At 41.2% G+C, this 20,314-nt stretch carries 17 protein-coding genes; 15 read left to right on the forward strand and 2 right to left on the reverse strand.

What is annotated here, in order from left to right; genetic code table 11:
• Positions 1–336: 336 nt before the first annotated feature.
• The 10 genes from H5186_RS19535 (at position 337) to H5186_RS19580 (ending at position 11,177) form a co-directional block, all read left to right on the forward strand.
• Positions 337–2,571 carry an ABC transporter permease subunit gene (locus tag H5186_RS19535; RefSeq protein ID WP_182719200.1) on the forward strand — a complete coding sequence of 745 codons (2,235 nt, stop codon included), beginning with the start codon at positions 337–339 and terminating at the stop codon, positions 2,569–2,571.
• Positions 2,572–2,585: 14 nt separating this feature from the next.
• The gene (pstA, locus tag H5186_RS19540; RefSeq protein WP_145238216.1) at positions 2,586–4,235 is read left to right on the forward strand and encodes a phosphate ABC transporter permease PstA; all 1,650 of its coding nucleotides are present in this window, start codon (positions 2,586–2,588) and stop codon (positions 4,233–4,235) included.
• Positions 4,236–4,262: 27 nt separating this feature from the next.
• Complete coding sequence (gene pstB / locus H5186_RS19545) at positions 4,263–5,090, forward strand: phosphate ABC transporter ATP-binding protein PstB (protein ID WP_145238219.1); 828 nt, start codon at positions 4,263–4,265, stop codon at positions 5,088–5,090.
• A 54-nt stretch (positions 5,091–5,144) separates the two neighbouring features.
• Positions 5,145–5,846, forward strand: a complete 702-nt coding sequence (gene phoU, locus H5186_RS19550; protein ID WP_064668157.1) for a phosphate signaling complex protein PhoU — start codon at positions 5,145–5,147, stop codon at positions 5,844–5,846.
• A gap of 171 nt (positions 5,847–6,017) precedes the next feature.
• Positions 6,018–6,695 (forward strand): TIGR00153 family protein, encoded by a 678-nt coding sequence (locus tag H5186_RS19555; RefSeq protein ID WP_145238222.1) that lies wholly within the window; start codon positions 6,018–6,020, stop codon positions 6,693–6,695.
• Between the two features lie 39 nt (positions 6,696–6,734).
• Entirely contained in the window at positions 6,735–8,003 is a 1,269-nt protein-coding gene (locus tag H5186_RS19560; protein WP_182719201.1) for an inorganic phosphate transporter, read from the forward strand.
• 92 nt (positions 8,004–8,095) lie between these two features.
• On the forward strand, positions 8,096–9,016 hold the full coding sequence (locus H5186_RS19565) for a hydrogen peroxide-inducible genes activator (RefSeq protein ID WP_149980528.1): 921 nt from the start codon (positions 8,096–8,098) through the stop codon (positions 9,014–9,016).
• Between the two features lie 127 nt (positions 9,017–9,143).
• Positions 9,144–9,671 (forward strand): RNA polymerase sigma factor, encoded by a 528-nt coding sequence (locus H5186_RS19570; protein WP_404936444.1) that lies wholly within the window; start codon positions 9,144–9,146, stop codon positions 9,669–9,671.
• Positions 9,664–10,254: a hypothetical protein gene (locus tag H5186_RS19575; RefSeq protein ID WP_182794823.1), complete on the forward strand. Its 591-nt coding sequence runs from the start codon at positions 9,664–9,666 to the stop codon at positions 10,252–10,254. Before H5186_RS19570 ends, H5186_RS19575 begins: the two co-directional genes overlap by 8 nt.
• Positions 10,255–10,265: 11 nt before the next feature.
• Positions 10,266–11,177 (forward strand): hypothetical protein, encoded by a 912-nt coding sequence (locus H5186_RS19580; RefSeq protein ID WP_182794824.1) that lies wholly within the window; start codon positions 10,266–10,268, stop codon positions 11,175–11,177.
• Between the two features lie 63 nt (positions 11,178–11,240).
• On the opposite strand, the gene H5186_RS19585 is transcribed toward H5186_RS19580, so the two are convergent.
• The gene (locus H5186_RS19585; protein ID WP_145238241.1) at positions 11,241–11,465 is read right to left on the reverse strand and encodes a hypothetical protein; all 225 of its coding nucleotides are present in this window, start codon (positions 11,463–11,465) and stop codon (positions 11,241–11,243) included.
• 203 nt (positions 11,466–11,668) lie between these two features.
• Positions 11,669–14,194, reverse strand: coding sequence for an EAL domain-containing protein (locus H5186_RS19590; protein ID WP_182719206.1), 2,526 nt, complete (start codon positions 14,192–14,194; stop codon positions 11,669–11,671).
• Between the two features lie 168 nt (positions 14,195–14,362).
• On the opposite strand from H5186_RS19590, the gene queA reads away from it, so the two are divergent.
• From queA to secF, 5 genes are all read left to right on the forward strand, one after another.
• Positions 14,363–15,394 carry a tRNA preQ1(34) S-adenosylmethionine ribosyltransferase-isomerase QueA gene (gene queA / locus H5186_RS19595; protein WP_182794828.1) on the forward strand — a complete coding sequence of 344 codons (1,032 nt, stop codon included), beginning with the start codon at positions 14,363–14,365 and terminating at the stop codon, positions 15,392–15,394.
• A gap of 174 nt (positions 15,395–15,568) precedes the next feature.
• Positions 15,569–16,696 carry a tRNA guanosine(34) transglycosylase Tgt gene (tgt, locus tag H5186_RS19600; RefSeq protein WP_145238250.1) on the forward strand — a complete coding sequence of 376 codons (1,128 nt, stop codon included), beginning with the start codon at positions 15,569–15,571 and terminating at the stop codon, positions 16,694–16,696.
• 25 nt (positions 16,697–16,721) lie between these two features.
• On the forward strand, positions 16,722–17,060 hold the full coding sequence (gene yajC, locus H5186_RS19605) for a preprotein translocase subunit YajC (RefSeq protein WP_182732013.1): 339 nt from the start codon (positions 16,722–16,724) through the stop codon (positions 17,058–17,060).
• A gap of 19 nt (positions 17,061–17,079) precedes the next feature.
• Positions 17,080–18,939, forward strand: a complete 1,860-nt coding sequence (secD, locus tag H5186_RS19610) for a protein translocase subunit SecD (RefSeq protein WP_145238253.1) — start codon at positions 17,080–17,082, stop codon at positions 18,937–18,939.
• A 9-nt stretch (positions 18,940–18,948) separates the two neighbouring features.
• Complete coding sequence (gene secF, locus H5186_RS19615) at positions 18,949–19,896, forward strand: protein translocase subunit SecF (protein ID WP_149980534.1); 948 nt, start codon at positions 18,949–18,951, stop codon at positions 19,894–19,896.
• Positions 19,897–20,314 lie beyond the last annotated feature (418 nt).

A 20,314-nucleotide genomic window follows, 5' to 3' on the forward strand; every position in this document is an offset into this window, starting at 1 on the left:
GTAATTAAATAATAAATGCCCAGGCATGAAATTATTGAATGATTAAAAAGAACCGGATTGAGTATTGACTCAGTCCCCAAATTTGTCCAATTTTTTTGCCAATAGTTCAATTTAAAAACAGTAAAATAGTGTGAGTTTACAGTCTGAATTATCTAAACTTTTGTTTATCAATAATAAAGCACTAAGTTGAAAGTTTTTCAAGTTATTGAATATAAACATTGTTTGTTTTGTTATGATGAATACCACAACAAAGTCTTAGCAATTATGACGTTTGTAACAATACTGTCATCTTGGTGAAATATAATCTATCCAACGTTAAGATTTATAGGTGTTTTGATGACTTCCAATCCGAATAAACCGTCTTTTAATACGGATAGAAGCCGTCTATTTAAAGATCGGTTTGCCAAATTTAGCATTACCGCTGGCGGTATTATGGTATTGATAGCTTTGCTATTGATATTCTTCTATTTATTGTATGTTGTGCAACCTATTTTTGAATCAGCGAAAGTAGAAACGCGCGATAGCTTTGCGCTTAGTAATGCTGAACAAATTGTTGGCCTAGGTATTGAAGAGCAAACTGAAATTGCTTTTTTACTGAGCAAACAAGGTAAGGTTGATTATTACAGTGTTGAGAAAAAGGGCTTTGGTAAAAAGCTTGCTAGCTTAGTTGTGCCACTTGACAGCGAAGTGAGTAGTTTTGCATCCAGCGCGCCATTTCAAGGACATTACGCATACGGACTAGAAAATGGTTCGGTGATGATAGTGTCACCTAAATTCTTAGTTACCTTTCCTAATAACGAACGTAAATTAACCCCGCGTTTGGGTTATCCACTTGGTGAAAAAACATTGCTGGTTGACGACAATGGTGCTGCCATTAAACAATTTGCATTTAGCCATTATGAAGATAAAACCGCTGTTGTGGCACAAACGGCTGATAAGCGTGTAATTTTTAGCAGTTTTGTTGCTGAAGAAAACATGTTCAGCGGTGAAGTTGAATGGGTTGTTGAACGCACTGAACTTGATGTTGAAGGGCGCGTAGACCAACTCCTAATGTCGCCAGATACCACCCGTACTTTTGTGCGCTCAGCCAATCAAATTTATGTTTACGATACTCGCAATCCAAGCGAGGTTGAGCTGATCCAAATGCTTGCGGCGAATGAAGAAAATGCCAACTTGGTTTCGGCGCAATTATTAGCCGGAGCTAACTCGCTGATGCTAGCGAATGACAATGGTGAAGTTTCGCAGTGGTTTGAAATTAATACTGACGATGGCCGTGAATATCAAAAAATACGCGCGTTTGAAACCTCAAAGCAGCCTAAGCTAGATATATTCACTGAGTTTTATCGCCGTACGTTCTTTACCACCAGTTCTAATGGTGAGTTAGGCGTGTATTACACCACCAGTGAAGCAAAACTATGGCAAGGTAAAATCAGTGAAGGTCCGATTGAAAACTTTGCTATTGCACCACGCTCAAATGCGGCACTTATTCTAGCTGATGACAAATTAACCGTGGTTGAAATTCACAATGAACACCCTGAGGTGACTTGGTCAGCCTTGTGGCAAGAAGTGTGGTATGAGGGTTATCCAGAGCCGGGTTATATTTGGCAATCAACGTCTGCCGGTGATGACTTTGAAGCTAAGTTTTCTTTAGTGCCAATTTCATTTGGTACTATAAAAGCTGCTTTATATGCGATGCTATTTGCAGTGCCGATTGCGCTCTCTGCAGCAATTTACACCGCTTATTTTATGTCAGGTCCATTACGTAAAGTAGTCAAACCAACAGTTGAAATTATGGAAGCATTACCAACCGTAATTTTAGGATTTTTAGCGGGCTTATGGCTTGCGCCGTTGATAGAAGAGCATTTACCTGCGATTGTTGGCTTGCTGTTTATGCTGCCGCTGGGGATTTTAGCGACCGCATTTGCGTGGACTAAATTACCAGAAAGCTTTCGTCACCGAGTTCCTGAAGGGGCCCACTCAATCTTACTAATACCAGTATTGTTACTGATTGGTTGGTTAGCCTTTGCGATGAGCGGGGTGGTTGAGTTGTGGATGTTTGACGGTAATGTTCGCCAGTATTTGACTAACGAATTGGGTCTGACTTTCGATCAACGTAATTCACTGGTAGTCGGTATTGCGATGGGTTTTGCGGTTATTCCGACTATTTTCTCTATCGCAGAAGATGCTGTATTTAGTGTGCCTAAGCATTTATCAAACGGTTCATTGGCGCTAGGCGCAACACAATGGCAAACCTTGGTTAGTGTGGTGTTATTAACCGCCAGCCCTGGTATTTTCTCTGCTGTGATGATGGGCTTAGGCCGCGCCGTAGGTGAAACGATGATTGTACTAATGGCAACGGGTAATACGCCAATAATGGATTGGAGTATTTTCCAAGGTATGCGTACCTTAGCCGCTAATATCGCAGTAGAAATGCCAGAATCGGAAGTGGGTAGTTCACACTATCGGATCTTATTCTTAGCCGCTTTTGTATTGTTCATATTCACCTTTATTTTCAACACAATTGCTGAGTTTGTGCGTCAGCAGTTGCGTGATAAATACAGCTCGATGTAAGTGGGAGACACGACATGTTAAAGCAGTGGTTTAAGTCAGGTTCTCCTTGGATATGGATGACAGGTGGTGCAGTAAGTATCAGTTTGATTTCTGTCTTAGGTTTATTAGCAATGATTGCTTGGAAAGGGTTAAGCTTTTTCTGGCCATCACAAGTCGTGCAATTAGAGCTACAGGGCTCGGTTGCGCAGCAAACTGTAATTGGTGAAATATACGACCGTGAAATGGTGCCTAAATCGCGCCTTGAGGCAACCGGTGTTGATTTATCTGGTTATGATAAAGAGCAACTAGAGCGTTATTTAATTAAAACCGGTAACCGTGAATACGTTGATTTAGATTTTCGTTGGGTGTTAGAAACCGACATAAAATCAAATACCATGCCTGCGACCCTAGCTGTATTTGAGCGCAGTAAAAACGGTAACTTTTATGGCTACGTTGAACAGGTAATAAAAGACGGCCAAGTGATTACCGATAATAAAACTGAAGTATTAGAAGAATTAGTTGAACGTGCCGTTGAGCTTAATGAGCAAGCTCTTGATTTGCAAAACGGTGACATTGGTCATATTAACTATCAATTAGAGCGTTTACGTTTACAAGAGAAATCGTATTTACTTGATGATGCATTGACCGATGAACGAGTGGCTGAGCTTGCGCAACAGCGTGCTGATCTAAGAGCCGAGTATGGCGTACTTGAAAAGCAATTATTTGCACTGCGCAAACAAGCTAAGCGTGATCAGGTAACCGTAAAAGATATGCGCGGTGAAATTGTTACTTTGCCTTTATATCAGGTTTTGGATTTTTGGTTTCCTAATGACATGAGCTTTGTTGCAAAGCTAGGTCACTATTTTGTTCAACTAGGTAAATTTGTTTCAGATGATCCGCGTGAAGCTAATACCGAAGGTGGTGTATTCCCGGCAATCTTTGGTACTGTTTTTATGGTAATGTTGATGGCTGTAATCGTAACGCCGTTTGGGGTTGTAGCAGCTATATACTTACATGAATATGCGGCTAAAAATGCGGTTACCAAGATGATCCGTATCGCGGTCATTAACTTGGCTGGTGTTCCTTCAATTGTTTACGGTGTATTCGGCTTAGGATTCTTTGTTTATGTATTAGGTGGCAGTTTGGATCAATTGTTTTATCCAGAAGCCGCACCTAGTCCAGTATTTGGTACTCCAGGGGTACTTTGGTCTGCTTTAACGCTTGCTATTTTAACGCTGCCTGTGGTGATTGTATCAACCGAAGAAGGCTTATCACGTATCCCAAGTACGGTTCGTCATGGCTCTTTAGCACTGGGCGCAACGCAAGCTGAAACGTTATGGCGTATTATCGTGCCAATGGCCAGTCCTGCGATTATGACCGGTTTAATATTAGCGGTAGCGCGTGCTGCCGGCGAAGTTGCACCATTGATGCTAGTGGGTGTGGTGAAAATGGCACCGACATTACCGCTCGATGGTAACTTCCCGTATTTTCATCTAGATCGAAAGTTCATGCATTTAGGTTTTCATATATACGATGTTGGCTTCCAAAGCCCAAATGTTGAAGCGGCGCGTCCGCTAGTGTATGCCACCGCATTCTTATTGGTATCAGTAATTATTACACTGAATATCACCGCGATAGGCATACGTAACCATTTACGTGAAAAATTTAGATCGCTTGATCAATAATTAGTAAAGATTCTATAGGTAACAAACATGATTACAGTCGCTCCACAAGTAAACCAATCAAGCACGAGTTTGAAATTGGACTTAGACAATTTAAGCACCGAGCAAACGGCACTCGAGATCAAAAACTTAGATCTTTACTATGGTGAAAAACAAGCGCTTAGCTCAGTGAATATGAATATTCCAAAAGGCCAAGTAACCGCATTTATCGGACCATCAGGGTGTGGTAAATCTACGTTATTGCGCTGTATTAACCGTATGAATGATCTGGTTGATATTTGCCGTATTGAAGGTGAAATTTTACTACACGGACAAAACATCTATGACAAAAAGGTAGATGTTGCAGCGCTGCGTCGCAATGTTGGTATGGTATTCCAGCGTCCGAACCCGTTTCCTAAATCAATCTACGAAAATGTGGTTTATGGCCTACGCTTACAAGGTATCAAAGAAAAACGTAAATTAGACGAGGTGGTTGAACAGTCACTGCGAGGCGCGGCACTGTGGGATGAAGTAAAAGATCGGCTTCACGATAGCGCATTTGGTTTGTCAGGTGGTCAGCAGCAACGTTTAGTGATTGCACGCTCTATCGCCATTGAGCCTGAAGTATTATTACTCGATGAGCCAACATCAGCATTGGATCCTATTTCAACACTGGTAATTGAAGAGCTTATCAACGATTTAAAAAATAAGTTTACCGTTGTTATCGTAACCCACAACATGCAACAAGCAGCGCGGGTTTCTGATCAAACGGCCTTTATGTACATGGGTGAATTAATAGAGTACTCAGATACCAATACGTTATTTACTACCCCAACGAAAAAGAAAACGGAAGATTATATCACCGGTCGTTACGGCTAGGCTGAGTCAAACTGTTTTTGGGTGACGTTAGCGATTTTGATAAGAAGGTAAACAATGGAACACAATATTAATAAGCATATTTCTGGCCGCTTTAACCAAGAGCTAGAAAACGTTCGCAACCATGTATTAAGCATGGGTGGCTTAGTTGAGCAGCAACTTAATAGCGCGCTTGATGCGGTAAGTAATGGCGATGCTGAGTTAGCGCGTAAAGTGCGTGAAAACGACTATAAAGTAAACGCCATGGAAGTAAATATTGATGAGGAATGTACCCGTATCATTGCTCGTCGTCAGCCAGCTGCAAGTGATTTACGCTTAGTAGTCGCGATTGCTAAAACCATTGCCGATTTAGAGCGTATTGGCGATGAGGCTGAGCGTATTGCTAAAGTTGCGCTAGATTCATTTACTAAAGATCAGCAAGATTTATTAGTTAACATCGAAAATATGGGTCGCCAAGTTTCAAAAATGCTGCATGATGTACTCGATGCTTTTGCACGTATGGATGTACAAAAAGCATTTGAAGTACACAAAGAAGATGCCAAGGTTGACCGTGAGTATGAAGCAATTACTCGTCAAATTATGACCTATATGATGGAAGATCCACGTTCAATTCCAAAAATTATGGATTTAGTTTGGTCGGTACGTTCATTGGAACGTATTGGCGACCGTTGTCAAAATATCTCTGAATACATTATTTACTTTGTTAATGGCAAAGATATTCGTCATACATCTCAAGAGGATATAGAAAAATCGTTATAGATTTTTTGATACCGTCTTGTTTTATTAAAGCGGCCAATGGTCGCTTTTCATGTTTTCGTTATAATTATAATGCTGTAGCGGCAGCTGTGATGTAATAAAAGCATTCACAATCGCGGTGAATGCTGTAAAATTCACGCCGCAAAGCATACTAATTTGATTTAAGGGTCAGTTATGCCTACAAACGCATTTTTAGGGGTATTCGCAAAATCTCCTATAAAGCCAATGGAAGATCACATCAAGAAGGTACATCAAGCAAGTAAAGCTTTGATCCCTTTTTTCAATCATGTATTTAAAGAAGAGTGGCAACAAGCAGAAGAGATTCGCTTGAACATTCGTACTTTAGAACGTGAAGCCGACGACATGAAAAGAAATATACGTTTACAATTACCGCGCGGTTTATTTATGCCGGTAGAGCGTACAGATCTGCTCGAACTCGTCACCCAGCAAGATAAAATTGCTAATAAAGCAAAAGACATTGCTGGTCGTGTAATTGGTCGTGAGATGACCATTCCAAAAGAAATTCAAGTTAACTTTTTAGCCTATGTAACTCGCTGTGTTGATGCAACTAAACAAGCATCAAACGCAATCAATGAGTTGGATGAGTTACTAGAAACTGGTTTTAAAGGTCGTGAAGTGACCTTAGTAGAAAAAATGCTCGTTGAATTGGATGCAATTGAACAAGACACGGATGATATGCAAATCATAATACGTCGCCAATTACGTGACGTCGAAGATGAACTCAATCCTGTAGATGTAATGTTTTTATATAAAATCATCGAATGGGTCGGCGAGCTTGCGGATATCGCAGAACGCGTTGGTTCGCGTCTTGAGCTGATGTTAGCTCGGTAATTTACACTCAGTTCAATAACGAAAGATTAGGGTTACACAATGGATATCATTGCATCTTATGGCACGGTATTAATTTTAATTGCCGCAGCAGTCGGTTTTTTTATGGCTTATGGTATTGGCGCGAATGACGTTGCTAATGCGATGGGCACATCGGTAGGTTCAAAAGCATTAACTATTAAACAAGCTATTTTTATAGCGATGATTTTTGAATTTGCAGGCGCCTACTTAGCTGGCGGCGAAGTAACATCGACAATTCGTAAAGGCATTATCGATTCTACGCCGTTTTTAGACCTGCCAGAACTTATGGTATTAGGGATGATCTCGGCATTATTTGCAGCGGGTAGTTGGTTGCTAATAGCTTCATTCTTAGGTTGGCCGGTATCAACCACGCATTCAATTATTGGTGCTATCATCGGATTTGCTTTAGTTGCAGTTGGCAGCGAAGCGATTCAATGGGACAAAGTTGCAGGTATTGTGGGGAGTTGGATTGTTACCCCGGCGATTTCAGGGTTTATTGCCTACTTAATATTTATGAGTGCGCAAAAGTTAATTTTTGACACCGAGGCACCACTTAATAATGCCAAACGCTATGTGCCTATTTACATGGGTTTAGCCGGTTTTATCATGTCTTTAGTAACCATCAAGAAAGGTTTAAAGCACATTGGTATTAATTTAGGTGCTGTTGAAGGTTATGCATTAGCAATCGGTATTGCTGTTATTGTTGGTATTATTGGTAAAATCGTTATTTCTCGGTTAAAGATTGATCCAAAAGCCGATAAGAAAATGCAATTTAATAACGTTGAGAAAGTGTTTGCTATCTTAATGGTATTAACCGCATGTTGTATGGCATTTGCTCATGGTTCTAATGACGTGGCTAACGCTATTGGTCCGTTGGCTGCAGTTGTAAACATTGTTGAAAATAACGGTGAGATAGCTAAGCAAGCGACAATCGCATGGTGGATTTTACCACTGGGTGGTTTCGGTATTGTTGCAGGCCTTGCAATTTTAGGCAAAAAAGTAATTAAAACGATTGGTGAAGGCATTACGCATTTAACACCAAGTCGTGGTTTTGCTGCTGAATTAGCTGCTGCTTCTACAGTTGTAATTGCATCGGGAACAGGCTTACCAATTTCTACTACACAAACCTTAGTTGGCGCGGTATTAGGGGTAGGTATGGCACGTGGAATTGCTGCACTTAATATGGGTGTGATCAGAAACATTGTAGTTTCTTGGGTAATTACATTGCCAGTTGGCGCTGCCCTTGCTATTGTTATTTTCTACATACTGAGAACTGCCTTTGGAGTTTAAATCCAGCAGTCTTTAAGTATTACAGACTTTTAGCTTGAAAAGATCTCAACGCCCTTGGTGTTGGGGTCTTTTTATTTGTGGGTACAAAAAGTATGACGAACTTACCAAGTATTAAACAGCTGCAGTATTTATTGGCAGTTCATCAGCATCAACATTTTGGCCGCGCCGCAAGTGCGTGTTTTATTGGTCAATCAACACTCAGCAGTGCAATTCAAACCCTTGAAGAAACACTCGGTTGCCAACTCATAGAGCGTGAAAATCGTAGTTTGATGTTCACAGCTATCGGCGAAGAGGTAGTAGAGCGGGCACGCAAAATTATTGACGATACGCTAAGTGTTAGAGAGCTGACTAAAAGCCATTTAACACCGCTAAGCGGTACGCTCACACTTGGAGTTATTCCAACGATTGCTAGTTTTATTGCGGCACCTCTCTACCACCTTTGTCAGCAACAGTTTGCCGATTTAGAGTTGGTACTGGTTGAAGACACCAGTGATAGCTTGTTAGATAAACTCGAGCATGGCCATATCGATATGGCGCTGTTGGCACTACCTTACGATACTGATAAATTTCATACTCAAGTACTCGCGCAAGATCACTTTTGCTTAGTACATCATAAAGACTATTTACCTGCTAAGAATATAGAAGATTTTAACTTGTTACCGGAAGCCAGCGTGTTCTTATTAGAGCGAGAACATTGTATGACAGGGCACGCATTAAGTGCTTGTCATTTAAATCGTTCAAGCTGTATCAATCCGTTTGAAGCGGCGAGCTTACACACCTTACTTAGCATGGTTGAGCACCAGTTCGGTGTGACTTTCTTGCCGCAAATGGCGATTAACGCGGGTATTTTAGCGAACAAAAACATGCTTGCCACTCCCTCACAAAGTGACGCTTACCGCGATATTGGCATTCTGTGGCGCAAAACAACCGGTCGTATTCGAGATTTTCGTTTATTTAGCCAAATGCTAGAAAGCTTTTTAAAGCAGCAATGCCGTTTAATGGCAGATGAATAGCTCATTTAGGTGAGCTTTTTTATTTATTTTCATTTATTTTTATCTTTTCCAAACTATCTGCTTCACTCTATCGACTAACCTCATAAGTAAAATAACTAAGCATCGAGAATCGTGTTTTTTTCAATCAATAGAAACATTAATCGCCAAAGCACAACAAGGAAATAAGCGCGCCTGGCTTAAGCTGGTTAAGCAGCATGAAAGCCAAGTTTATAACTATTGTTTGCGGATGCTAAGTAACCCAGATGATGCCATGGACTTAATGCAAGAGGTGTTTATTTCGGTGTATAAAAGTCTGCCGAACTTTCGTGGTGAGTCGAGTTTTAATACTTGGGTATTTCAAATTGTGCATCGGCGTAGCGTTGAATACTACCGCCGTCGCAAGCATTATCAGAGCTTAGATGATGTGCCAGAACAAGCCTGTGAACACAGTGAATTAGAAGGCAATAGTGTAGCTCAGGCCCAGCATCAGCAATTAAAAAGTATGTTGAATAAGTTACCGTGGGAGCAGCGTTTAGTGGTGGAGTTGAAATTTTTCCAGCATTGCACCTTTGAAGAGATTGCTGAGCAATTAGATATTTCAACTAATACTGCTAAGTCGCGGTTATACAGTGCATTAGGAAAATTAAAAGTTCATTTGGAGGCCGTAGATGGCTAGTTTAGAGTCGCTTTTTGAGCAATGGTTAGATGGTAAAGTTTTGAGCGATAAACAATTGCAGCAGCTCGAAAATGCTCCCGAATATGCAGCGTTGATGAGCCAAGCGCAAGTATGGCAACAGCATAGCCGTGACTATAAGGCTGTACCTGTACCAATCTGGGATCGCCAATCAACAATATCGCAGTTCTCTGCTGTGCGTCTGTTTAGCGTCGCTGGAGCGTGGGCTGTTGCAGCATCAGTATTGGTTTGTTCGTTAATCTTTTTAGTTTTACCGCAATCAGATGCGCAGGGGTTACTTACACAAGTAACGAAACAAACACATTTATTGCAGTCTCAACAAAAGCAAATTGACCAAATGCAAAAAATTATTACTGCGCAAAATCAATTGCAGCAACAGCAGATGTATCAATTAGCAAAAGAGGCCATTGCAACAGGACGAGTTGAACGCCAAGAAGATATTGCCAGTTTAATCACTTACATCAAAACCCAGCGAGCTCAAGATCAAGCGTATCTACGGATGCAATTAAATGATTTAGCCGAACAAGTACAAGAGCAGCCTACAGCCGCGATTGCGAAAAATTAGGAGTATAGAGCATGAATAAAAAACTTATCAGCAGCGCCATAATGGCCATACTTGGGTGTTTAAGTGCTAATGTATCTGCGCAAGAACCAGCGGAGTTGGCATCAATACAGCGTGAAGTAGCAATAATGGAAAACATTTTAAGCAGCGCGTTAAAGCAAGATACCAATAAAAGGATCCGTGCGATTCAAGCCAACTATTTTGTTAAGCAGGGAGTGGTATTTGAGCTGGGCGTAAGAGGCTCTAGCCGCTGGCAGACTATTTTTAGTAACGCACCTAATGCGCCGTTACCACCACTGCCTGAAATTGATTTTGCTAATATGGATATTGAAATTATCAGTGATCAAGTAGAGTTTATTACCGAAGATGTTGTTGAATCATCACGAGAAGCTTATCAACAAGCGATGGAGCTAATGCGTGAAGGCGCAGAACAAGTGCGCGAAATTGCAGAGCAAGAGCGTGATGTGGGCCGAAAGTTGCGAGATTTAGAGCGTGAAAAGCGCGATTTAGAGTTTGCCAGCCGCCATGATAATAGCGCCGAAGAGAAACAGCTTGAACAACGCAAAAAAGCGTTAGAAAAAGATATCGCGAAGCTGGAAAAACAACAAACTAGACTCACTAAACAGCAGCAACAGCTACGGCAAAAAATCAATGCAAAGCATGCAGAGCGTGAGCAACAACAAGCCGCAGAGCAACAACAGTTACTGGAGCAAGTAAGCACAAGTATCAGTCTTACGTTATGTGATTACGGTAGTGGTTTACGTAGTCTGCCAAACGACGAGCATGTGAGTTTTGTTCTTAAAGGGCTCGGCGATAAAAATACGAGTTTAATAAAAGTATTTAATAAATCAGATATTAAAAAGTGTGTCGCCGGCGATATCAAAGCCAGCGAACTGACTAAAAAAGCTATTAGCTACCAATTTTAATTAGCCGAGCTCATATTAACTTAGCTCAATTAATAACTTATCCCTGACCAACAAGCAGCCGTATTATAAAGGCTGCTTTTCGTTATGCCCTTCATATTCAAACTGTTTATTGAATGGCGTAATATCTGGTAAAAATAACAAATAAACCCACACCACTAAGTTAAAGTAGGGGATCAAACCTAAGCAGGTAAAAGTTACAACTGGGTAACCTTTGATACTGGCATATCGATAGCATTGGTAAGTTATCCCTAAGTTTACCGCTAATAGTAACACTATTAATTGCATCATAATTCACTCCATAAATTGACAATGATACTAATAACAACATGTTAGTTTGTAAGTGGCATGTTGCTACGATTTAGCGATGTCATGTGAAATTTCGATTATCATCATAATCACAAGACATTTATCGCCCGATGAGCAAAGTATAGATGAGTTATCACAAGATGGAAGTAAAAAAATGCGTAGATTTGTATGAAAAGTTCGCTATTTTAGCTAGGTGGTTGTTCGTAAAAAGTTTTGTTTTGATAAATTTTTTGTAACTGATGTTTGATTTTTTCTACGGGCACTGGGCGTGAAATAAAGTAGCCTTGGCCATAATCAACACCTATTTCTTTTAGTGCTAAAAAGATCTCTTCATTTTCAACATATTCAGCAACTGAACGCTTATTGAGCGAGCGACTAATATCGTTTATTGCTTTAACTAACGCCAAGTCGATTGGATCATTGAGCATATCGCGAACAAACGAACCGTCTATTTTTACGTGTTGAGCTGGCAGTTGCTTAAGATAATTAAAGGTACTAAAGCCAGTGCCAAAGTCATCAATTGAGAAATGACAGCCCAGGCGATTGAGCTTTTCGATCATCGCACGAGTGGCAGTTAAATTATTGATACTGGCGGACTCGGTGATCTCAAAAATAACCCGGGTAGGGCTGATATCGCACTTTTCAAGGGTCGATTCGATATGCGGTAATAGGCGTTCATCTAAAAACGATTGCGCAGATAGGTTTATTGCAACTTGATTTAGCTCAGGGTTAGCGGCAATGGCAGAAATTGCATTGCTGATCACACATTGATCCATTAAGTAAGTGTCGTTCAATAATTCAAGTGACGGAATAAATTGGTTTGGATAAACCAGTTCACCGTCTAGTTTTAAGCGTAACAGTGCTTCAAAATAAGCGACACCACCATGTTTAAAGTCCCAAATCGGCTGGTAATGTAATTCAATTTGGTTTTGTTGTAATGCTTGGCGAATGCTGTGTCCCCACTCCAATCCAGCTTGCAAGGTGTTATGGCTGGCATCTTCTTTAGAGTAACAATGAACCAAATTACGGCCTAAGCTTTTAGCAACGTACAAGGCAATATCAGCTTGTTTTAAGCATTCACTCGGATCATGGTTCGCTGCTGTTATTTGCGTTAAGCCAATTGAGCAGCTAATTGAATAAACTTGTTCTTCAGATTTAAACTGGTGACCTTCAATAGCCATACAAATACTTTCAGCTATCAAGTGTGCATCAAGCAGATTCATATTATTTAAGATCACCGCAAATTCATCACCACCAATGCGACACACTAAGTGTTCATCACTGATATTGGCGTTAAATAGTTGCGCAACTTCTTTAAGAACTATATCGCCTTGTTGATGACCTTTACTGTCATTAATTATTTTAAAATGATCGAGGTCAATATAAATTAAAGCGTGTTCTATGTCGCCATTAGTGCGTTGCGGCTGGCAAATTCGATTGAGTTGTTGATCAAAATAATAGCGGTTATGTAAGCCGGTTAAGGTGTCATGAAGCGCTAAATGGCGCAGCTGTAATTCAGCTTGTTTGCGCTCATGAATATTATCTATTGTGGCGGTGATCGTGGCAGCATTACTGCTGTTTTTGATTAGTTGTAAGCGGCACTCAACCCAAATAGCTTGACCATCTTTATGAATAATTTGCACTTCAACCTGCTGTTGCAAGGCACCGCCATGCAAAATACTGCTAATTGTTTGCAGTAGTTTATCTTTGCAATCATTGATACAAAAGTCAGAGAGTGCTTTGCTCAAGGTTTGTTTTATGCCAAACCCACTGAGTGCTTCCCACGCAGGGTTGATAAAACGAATGCGGCCTTGTTGATCAAATTCAAGCACCACAGTATTAAGATGTAATAGTATCCGCTGATGGGCTGAAAATAGCTCCTTATAGCGGCTTTGACTTTGACTTAGCTGTTCTACTTTTTGTGCAAACTCTGCATAACTGACCATAAAATCTTCACGGCGCGCAGCATGGTCGCATACTTTACTTAACAAGGTTTGTTCATACGGTGCACGAATAAAATCAGTAACCCCTGAAAGCAATAGTTGTTCAGCATGATCGGCATCTTTTGTATCAATAATAGTTACAATGGCTTGTTTTGGGTTGTGTTGTAAAATCTCTTCAACTAATTGACTGGCAGCTCCTGCGTGTGCTGCGGTTGCATCAAGTAACACAATGGCAAATTTTTGCTGCAAATAGATTGATAATGCTTGTTTATTACTAGAAACATGGGTGCAGGCAAAGTTTAGCTGTAGTTGTTGCGTTATTTCGGCGGCTTTACTACTGTCGGTTTCGAGCAGCAACAAATCTAAGCGACTGCTTTTTTCTAAATGCGTTGATAATACATTTGCCAGTACCTGTGGCAGCATATCTTGGCGTTCAAATGGTAATACCGCATCTATGCCATAACTGCGTGCTGTCGTTTCGGCTATTCGCTCACAATAGATAGGCGGAGTAAGCACAATTGGTGTGTTTTTTGGGGTTTTTAATAACCCTGAACGGATCATCCGAGAAAATCGCCAGCCATCGATTTTACCAACATTTAGACCGGTAATAATGACATCGACCGCTTGAGATTTAAGAATTTCGAGGGCTTGTTGGCTATCGGCCACTTCAAGGAAAGTAAATACATTGAGCCGATTTAAGGTTGACTTAACAGCCTGACGCTCAGCGACACTGGCGTTTAAGATCAGCAAAGTTAGCTGCTTAGCCATTTATGTCACACCTCTTATCAACCTAGCTCTAATCAAGTTGAGTAGAATAATGCCATTTGTCTCGAACCACAAGAGAACATTCCATTGTATTTTAATTAAAGCCGTTGGTTGAGCTAATAGCACGATACAGTTAAACTTGGCGCGACTTTTTTGATCTGGATATATCCTATGCGCGTGGCTGATTTTAACTTTGACTTACCTGATGAATTAATTGCTCGTTTTCCTAAACAGGATCGAACCAGCAGTCGCTTATTAACCTTAGATGGCCCAAGTGGCGCTGTAGAACATAAAATATTTAGCGATATTCTTGATTTAGTAAATGAAAATGACTTGTTGGTATTTAATAATACCAAAGTGATCCCTGCTCGTATGTATGGCCAAAAAGCATCTGGCGGTAAACTTGAAGTGCTGGTAGAGCGCGTGCTTGATGAGCATCGCGTGCTGGCTCATGTACGCGCCAGTAAATCACCAAAACCAGGTACAGAACTTATTCTCGAAGGTAAAGCGCAGGCGACTATGGTGGGTCGTCATGGCGAATTGTTTGAACTAGAGTTTACAGGTGAGCAAAACGTTCTGGAAATTTTAAACGATATTGGTCATATGCCACTGCCGCCTTATATTGACCGTCCAGATACTGACGAAGACCGCAAACGCTATCAAACAGTCTACGGTGAAAAACCTGGCGCGGTTGCAGCGCCAACTGCCGGTCTACATTTTGACGATACGCTCATGGCTGCATTAAAAGCCAAGGGTGTAAACATGGCATTTGTTACCTTGCATGTTGGCGCTGGCACATTCCAGCCGGTGCGCGTAGACTCGGTTAATGATCATATAATGCACTCCGAATACATTGAAGTGCCTGATGATGTTGTTGCAGCAGTCGCTGCAACCAAAGCTAACGGCGGCAGAGTGATTGCGGTAGGCACAACTTCGGTACGTTCATTGGAATCAGCAGCTAAGATACATGGCGGCCAATTAGCCAGTTACTTTGGTGACACCGATATTTTTATTTACCCAGGTTATCAATTTAACGTAGTTGATGCCATGGTCACTAATTTTCACTTGTCAGAATCGACATTGATCATGTTGGTTAGTGCATTTGCTGGGCAAGATAATATTATGAGTGCATACCAAACTGCAATTGCACAAAAATACCGCTTTTTTAGCTACGGCGATGCGATGTTTTTAACCCGTAAATAGTTTTTTCTATAAAAGCACTTAAAGCCCAGCCTTGCGTTGGGCTTTTTAGTTTTGATTTTTGCACTTTTAATTTCAGCTTTGGGCCCAATTAATAGTAATGGTTTTACAAAAAGGGTAGAATCGAGCGGTTAAATTATAGCTTGTTGGACTGTTTTTCTGACATTTGAGGATGATATGAAGTTTGAATTAGACCGTACAGACGGTAAAGCCCGCCGCGGCCGCTTGATTTTTGATAGAGGCGTAGTCGAAACGCCAGCATTTATGCCAGTAGGTACTTACGGTACTGTCAAAGGTATGACCCCAGATGAAGTCAAAGACACTGGTGCGCATATTTGCCTAGGTAACACCTTCCATTTAATGCTTCGCCCTGGTACTGAAATCATCAAGCAGCATGGTGGATTACATGGTTTTATGAATTGGGATAAACCGATTTTAACCGACTCAGGCGGTTTTCAAGTGTTTAGCTTAGGCGCAATGCGTAAAATTACCGAAGAAGGTGTATTGTTTAGCTCGCCTGTTAACGGTGAAAAAATTATGCTTTCACCAGAAAAAGCCATGCAAGTGCAGCGTGATTTAGGTTCAGACATCGTAATGATTTTTGACGAATGTACGCCTTATCCTGCCACCGAAAAAGAAGCTAAAGATTCAATGGAGTTATCACTTCGTTGGGCTAAGCGTTCAAAAGAAGGTCACGGTGACAATCCATCAGCTTTATTTGGTATTATCCAAGGTGGTATGTATCCGGAGTTGCGTGCTCAGTCACAACAAGGTCTTGAAGAAATTGGTTTTGATGGCTACGCACTCGGTGGTTTATCGGTCGGTGAGCCAAAAAATGAGATGATTAACATTCTTGATCACTGTGCTTATAAAATGCCAGAGAACAAACCCCGTTACCTTATGGGTGTAGGTAAACCTGAAGACTTAGTTGAAGCCGTTCGTCGCGGTATCGATATGTTTGACTGTGTAATGCCAACTCGTAATGCGCGTAATGGTCATTTATTTATAACCGGTGGCATTGTGAAAATTCGTAATGCTGTGCACAAAACAGATACCGGCCCACTTGATCCTGAGTGTGATTGCCATACTTGTAAGAATTACTCGCGCGCGTACCTACATCATCTTGATAAATGTAACGAAATTTTAGGTGCACGACTAAACACAATTCATAACTTACGTTACTATCAGCGCGTTATGGAAGGTTTACGTAATGCGATCGGTGACGGTAAGTTAGATGAATTCGTAAATGATTTTTATGCACGCCGCGGTCAAGAAGTGCCAGAGCTTGCAGATACCACAAATTAAATTTAAAAATTAAAGAGGAAGTGTTATGAGTTTATTTATTTCAAACGCCCACGCAAGTGCGGCAGGTGCAGCGCCAGCCGGTGGTGGTTATGAGATGTTGATCATGCTAGCTATCTTTGGCTTAGTATTTTACTTCTTGATTTACCGTCCACAAGCTAAGCGTGTAAAAGAACATAAAGCGCTGATGAATGCGATGGCAAAAGGCGATGAAGTTCTTACTCAAGGTGGTTTAGTGGGTAAAATCGCTAAAATCTCTGACGATAAAGATTTCATTGTTATTTCACTTAACGATCAAGCTGAAGTAACTGTACAAAAATCAGCAGTGTCAGCAGTATTGCCTAAAGGCACAATGAAGTCGCTATAATAATAATAAGGACGCCCACGTGTTAAACAAGTTTCCATTATGGAAGTATTTACTTGTTCTAGCTGTGATTGCGGTAGGTCTTTTATATGCCTCTCCTAATTTGTATGGTCGTGATCCGGCCATACAAATTTCAGGTACTAAAGGAACTGATGCAGATCTAGCTGTAGTAGACAAAGTAAATGCGACCCTCAAAGAGCACAATGTTACCGTAAAATCAGTTAAGTTCGAAAACGGTCAAGTGTTGATCCGCTTTAAAAATGTTGAAGAGCAGCTTAAAGCGCAAGATTTATTGCGTGATTCATTGAGCGACGATTACATCTCAGCCATTAACATGGCCCCGGCGCAACCTCATTGGTTAAAAGCCCTTGGCGGCAATCCAATGAAATTGGGCTTGGATTTAAGTGGCGGTGTTCACTTTACGATGGAAATTGACATGGTGACAGCGGTTGATAACGCGCTGGAACAAATGGATCAAGACTATAAAAGTGATTTACGTGAAGAAAAACTACGCTATCGCACGGTACGTCGTGTAGCTGGTACTGAACGTATTCGTGTGGAGATGCGCAGCGCAGAAGATAAAGATGCGGCAGAGCGTTTTTTACAGTCACGCTACCCATTACACAACTACATTGATGATAGCTCTAACGATAACGCGTTTTATGCCACCATCAGCGAGCAAAAACTCAAAGAAATTCGTGACTATGCTATCAAGCAAAACGAAACCATTATCCGTAACCGTATTAACCAAATCGGTGTTGCTGAGCCTAACGTACAACGTCAAGGTGCAGAGCGTATTATTGTGCAGCTACCAGGTGTTCAAGATACTGCGCGTGCGAAAGAGATTTTGGGTGCTACAGCAACCCTTGAGTTTCGTGAAGTAGACGAAAATGCCGATCCAACGGCAGCAGCGCAAGGGCGTATTCCGCCTGGTACTGAAATGATCATGAGCCGTGATGGCTACCCAGTGGTACTTAAAAAACGCATTATTCTCGAAGGTAGTCACATTACTGGTGCGCAATCGGGTGCCGATGAATACCAACGTCCGCAAGTAAGTATTAGCCTTGATAGCAAAGGCGGCGCGAAAATGAATGCTTTCACTAAGCGTGCTATTGGCAAGCGTATGGCGACGGTATTTATAGAGTATAAGCCCTCTGGTAAAACAGACGAAAACGGTAAAGCGCTACCACCAATTAAGGTGGAAGAAGTGATCAACGTTGCAACTATACAAGCGCGTCTTGATCGTTCGTTTCGCATCACCGGCATTGATAACCCTGCAGAAGCACATAACTTAAGTTTATTACTACGTGCTGGAGCACTTGTTGCGCCAATTCAAATTGTTGAAGAGCGCACGGTAGGGCCAAGCTTAGGTCAAGAAAATATCGAAGCAGGTATGACAGCGGTTGCTTTAGGTTTCTTGTTTGTACTGATCTTTATGTTAGTTTATTACAAAGGTTTTGGCTTAGTCGCTAATATTGCCTTAGCAGCTAACTTAGTATTGATTGTGGGTGTTATGTCGTTGATCCCAGGCGCTGCACTAACACTGCCAGGTATTGCTGGTATCGTACTAACGGTAGGTATGGCAGTTGATGCCAACGTACTAATATTTGAGCGTATTCGCGAAGAGCTGGCCGATGGACGTAGTCCGCAACAGGCTGTTCATCATGGTTATGATAGTGCTTTTAGTACAATTTTTGATGCCAATATTACCACCTTAATTGCTGCGATTATCTTGTTCGCAGTGGGTACAGGCCCAATTGCTGGTTTCGCAGTGACACTTGCGATAGGTATTATCACCTCAATGTTTACAGCCATTGTTGGTACCCGTGCGGTAATCAACTTATGTATTGGTGGTAAGCGCATTGATAAGCTGTCAATTTAAGGAGCAGATATGCAAATTTTAAAATTAGGCGGCAGAACTTTAGGGTTTATGTCGCTGCGCAAAGTTGCTATGAGCATCTCAACGCTACTTATTTTGGCATCGTTCGCATCGTTCTTCGTTAAAGGTTTAAACTTTGGCTTAGATTTTACGGGCGGTACTGCTGTAGAAGTCGGTTTTGCACAACCAGCAGACTTAAAGAAAGTACGTTCAGTGTTAGCTGAAAATGGTTTTGCAGATGCATCAGTACAATTATTTGGTTCAAGCCAAGAGATTTTGGTTCGCTTAGCACCACGCGGTGATGATGTTAAAGCCGAAGTAATTGGTAACCAAGTAATTGATGCACTTAAAAAAGCCGATGATAGCGTAGTAATGCGTCGAATTGAGTTTGTTGGCCCAAGTGTAGGTGAAGACTTAAAAGAGCAGGGTGGCCTTGCCATGTTAACTGCGCTTATTTGTATCTTGATCTATGTGGCATTTCGCTTTGAGTGGCGTTTTGCGGTAGGCGCAGTGTCGGCACTTTTACACGATGTAATCATTACTTTAGGTTTGTTTTCAGTATTAGGGTTAGAGTTCGACTTAACCATATTGGCGGCAATACTGGCGGTAATAGGTTACTCTCTTAATGATACTATCGTTGTATCTGACCGTATTCGTGAGAACTTCCGCAAAGTGCGTATCGACGATACTGTTGAGATCATTGATATTTCATTAACGCAAACACTTAACCGTACTCTAGTAACTTCAATTACCACTATTTTAGTATTAATCGCCTTGTTTGCTTGGGGTGGTCAAACTATTCATGGTTTTGCTACAGCGCTGTTATTTGGTGTGTTTATTGGTACTTATTCTTCGATTTATGTTGCTAGTGCCGTTGCGATTGCGATGGGCGTAAGTAAAGAAGACTTAATACCAGAAGTTATCGAAAAAGAAGGCGCAGATTTAGACGCTATGCCATAGGTATAAATCTAAGTTTACGTTTAAAAAACCGCTCATTGAGCGGTTTTTTGCTTTTAAGTGTTTGTGTCGCCTACGAGAGTATAGAGTTACTTTGGTGCTTAATAACTTGTAGGCGAGTGGCTTGCCACCGCGCTGTTAAAAATATTCTAATGTCTTCTCTTTGTGCAAAATATTTTTAGTTATTCATTCGCAAAGAGGTTAAGAGACGCGCGTCAGCAAGCTTAACGCCTACGGGAGTTTAAAGTTACTTTGGTACTTAATAACTTGTAGGCGAGTGGCTTGCCACCGCGCTATTAAAAATATTCTAATGTCTTCTCTTTGTGCAAAATATTTTTAGTTATTCATTCGCAAAGAGGTTAAGAGACGCGCGTCAGCAAGCTTAACGCCTACGGGAGTTTAAAGTTACTTTGGTACTTAA

The organism is Pseudoalteromonas sp. SG41-2, assembly GCF_014164535.1.
GTDB classification, from domain to species: Bacteria; Pseudomonadota; Gammaproteobacteria; order Enterobacterales; family Alteromonadaceae; genus Pseudoalteromonas; species Pseudoalteromonas rhizosphaerae.

Coding starts and splice junctions, on each gene's coding strand:
- H5186_RS19585 (WP_145238241.1), bottom strand. CDS start 11,465: ATGATGCAATTAATAGTGTTACTATTAGCGGTAAACTTAGGGATAACT.
- H5186_RS19555 (WP_145238222.1), top strand. CDS start 6,018: ATGCCTACAAACGCATTTTTAGGGGTATTCGCAAAATCTCCTATAAAG.
- tgt (WP_145238250.1), top strand. CDS start 15,569: ATGAAGTTTGAATTAGACCGTACAGACGGTAAAGCCCGCCGCGGCCGC.
- queA (WP_182794828.1), top strand. CDS start 14,363: ATGCGCGTGGCTGATTTTAACTTTGACTTACCTGATGAATTAATTGCT.
- pstB (WP_145238219.1), top strand. CDS start 4,263: ATGATTACAGTCGCTCCACAAGTAAACCAATCAAGCACGAGTTTGAAA.
- H5186_RS19575 (WP_182794823.1), top strand. CDS start 9,664: ATGGCTAGTTTAGAGTCGCTTTTTGAGCAATGGTTAGATGGTAAAGTT.
- H5186_RS19560 (WP_182719201.1), top strand. CDS start 6,735: ATGGATATCATTGCATCTTATGGCACGGTATTAATTTTAATTGCCGCA.
- phoU (WP_064668157.1), top strand. CDS start 5,145: ATGGAACACAATATTAATAAGCATATTTCTGGCCGCTTTAACCAAGAG.
- pstA (WP_145238216.1), top strand. CDS start 2,586: ATGTTAAAGCAGTGGTTTAAGTCAGGTTCTCCTTGGATATGGATGACA.
- H5186_RS19580 (WP_182794824.1), top strand. CDS start 10,266: ATGAATAAAAAACTTATCAGCAGCGCCATAATGGCCATACTTGGGTGT.
- H5186_RS19535 (WP_182719200.1), top strand. CDS start 337: ATGACTTCCAATCCGAATAAACCGTCTTTTAATACGGATAGAAGCCGT.
- H5186_RS19565 (WP_149980528.1), top strand. CDS start 8,096: ATGACGAACTTACCAAGTATTAAACAGCTGCAGTATTTATTGGCAGTT.
- yajC (WP_182732013.1), top strand. CDS start 16,722: ATGAGTTTATTTATTTCAAACGCCCACGCAAGTGCGGCAGGTGCAGCG.
- H5186_RS19590 (WP_182719206.1), bottom strand. CDS start 14,194: ATGGCTAAGCAGCTAACTTTGCTGATCTTAAACGCCAGTGTCGCTGAG.
- secF (WP_149980534.1), top strand. CDS start 18,949: ATGCAAATTTTAAAATTAGGCGGCAGAACTTTAGGGTTTATGTCGCTG.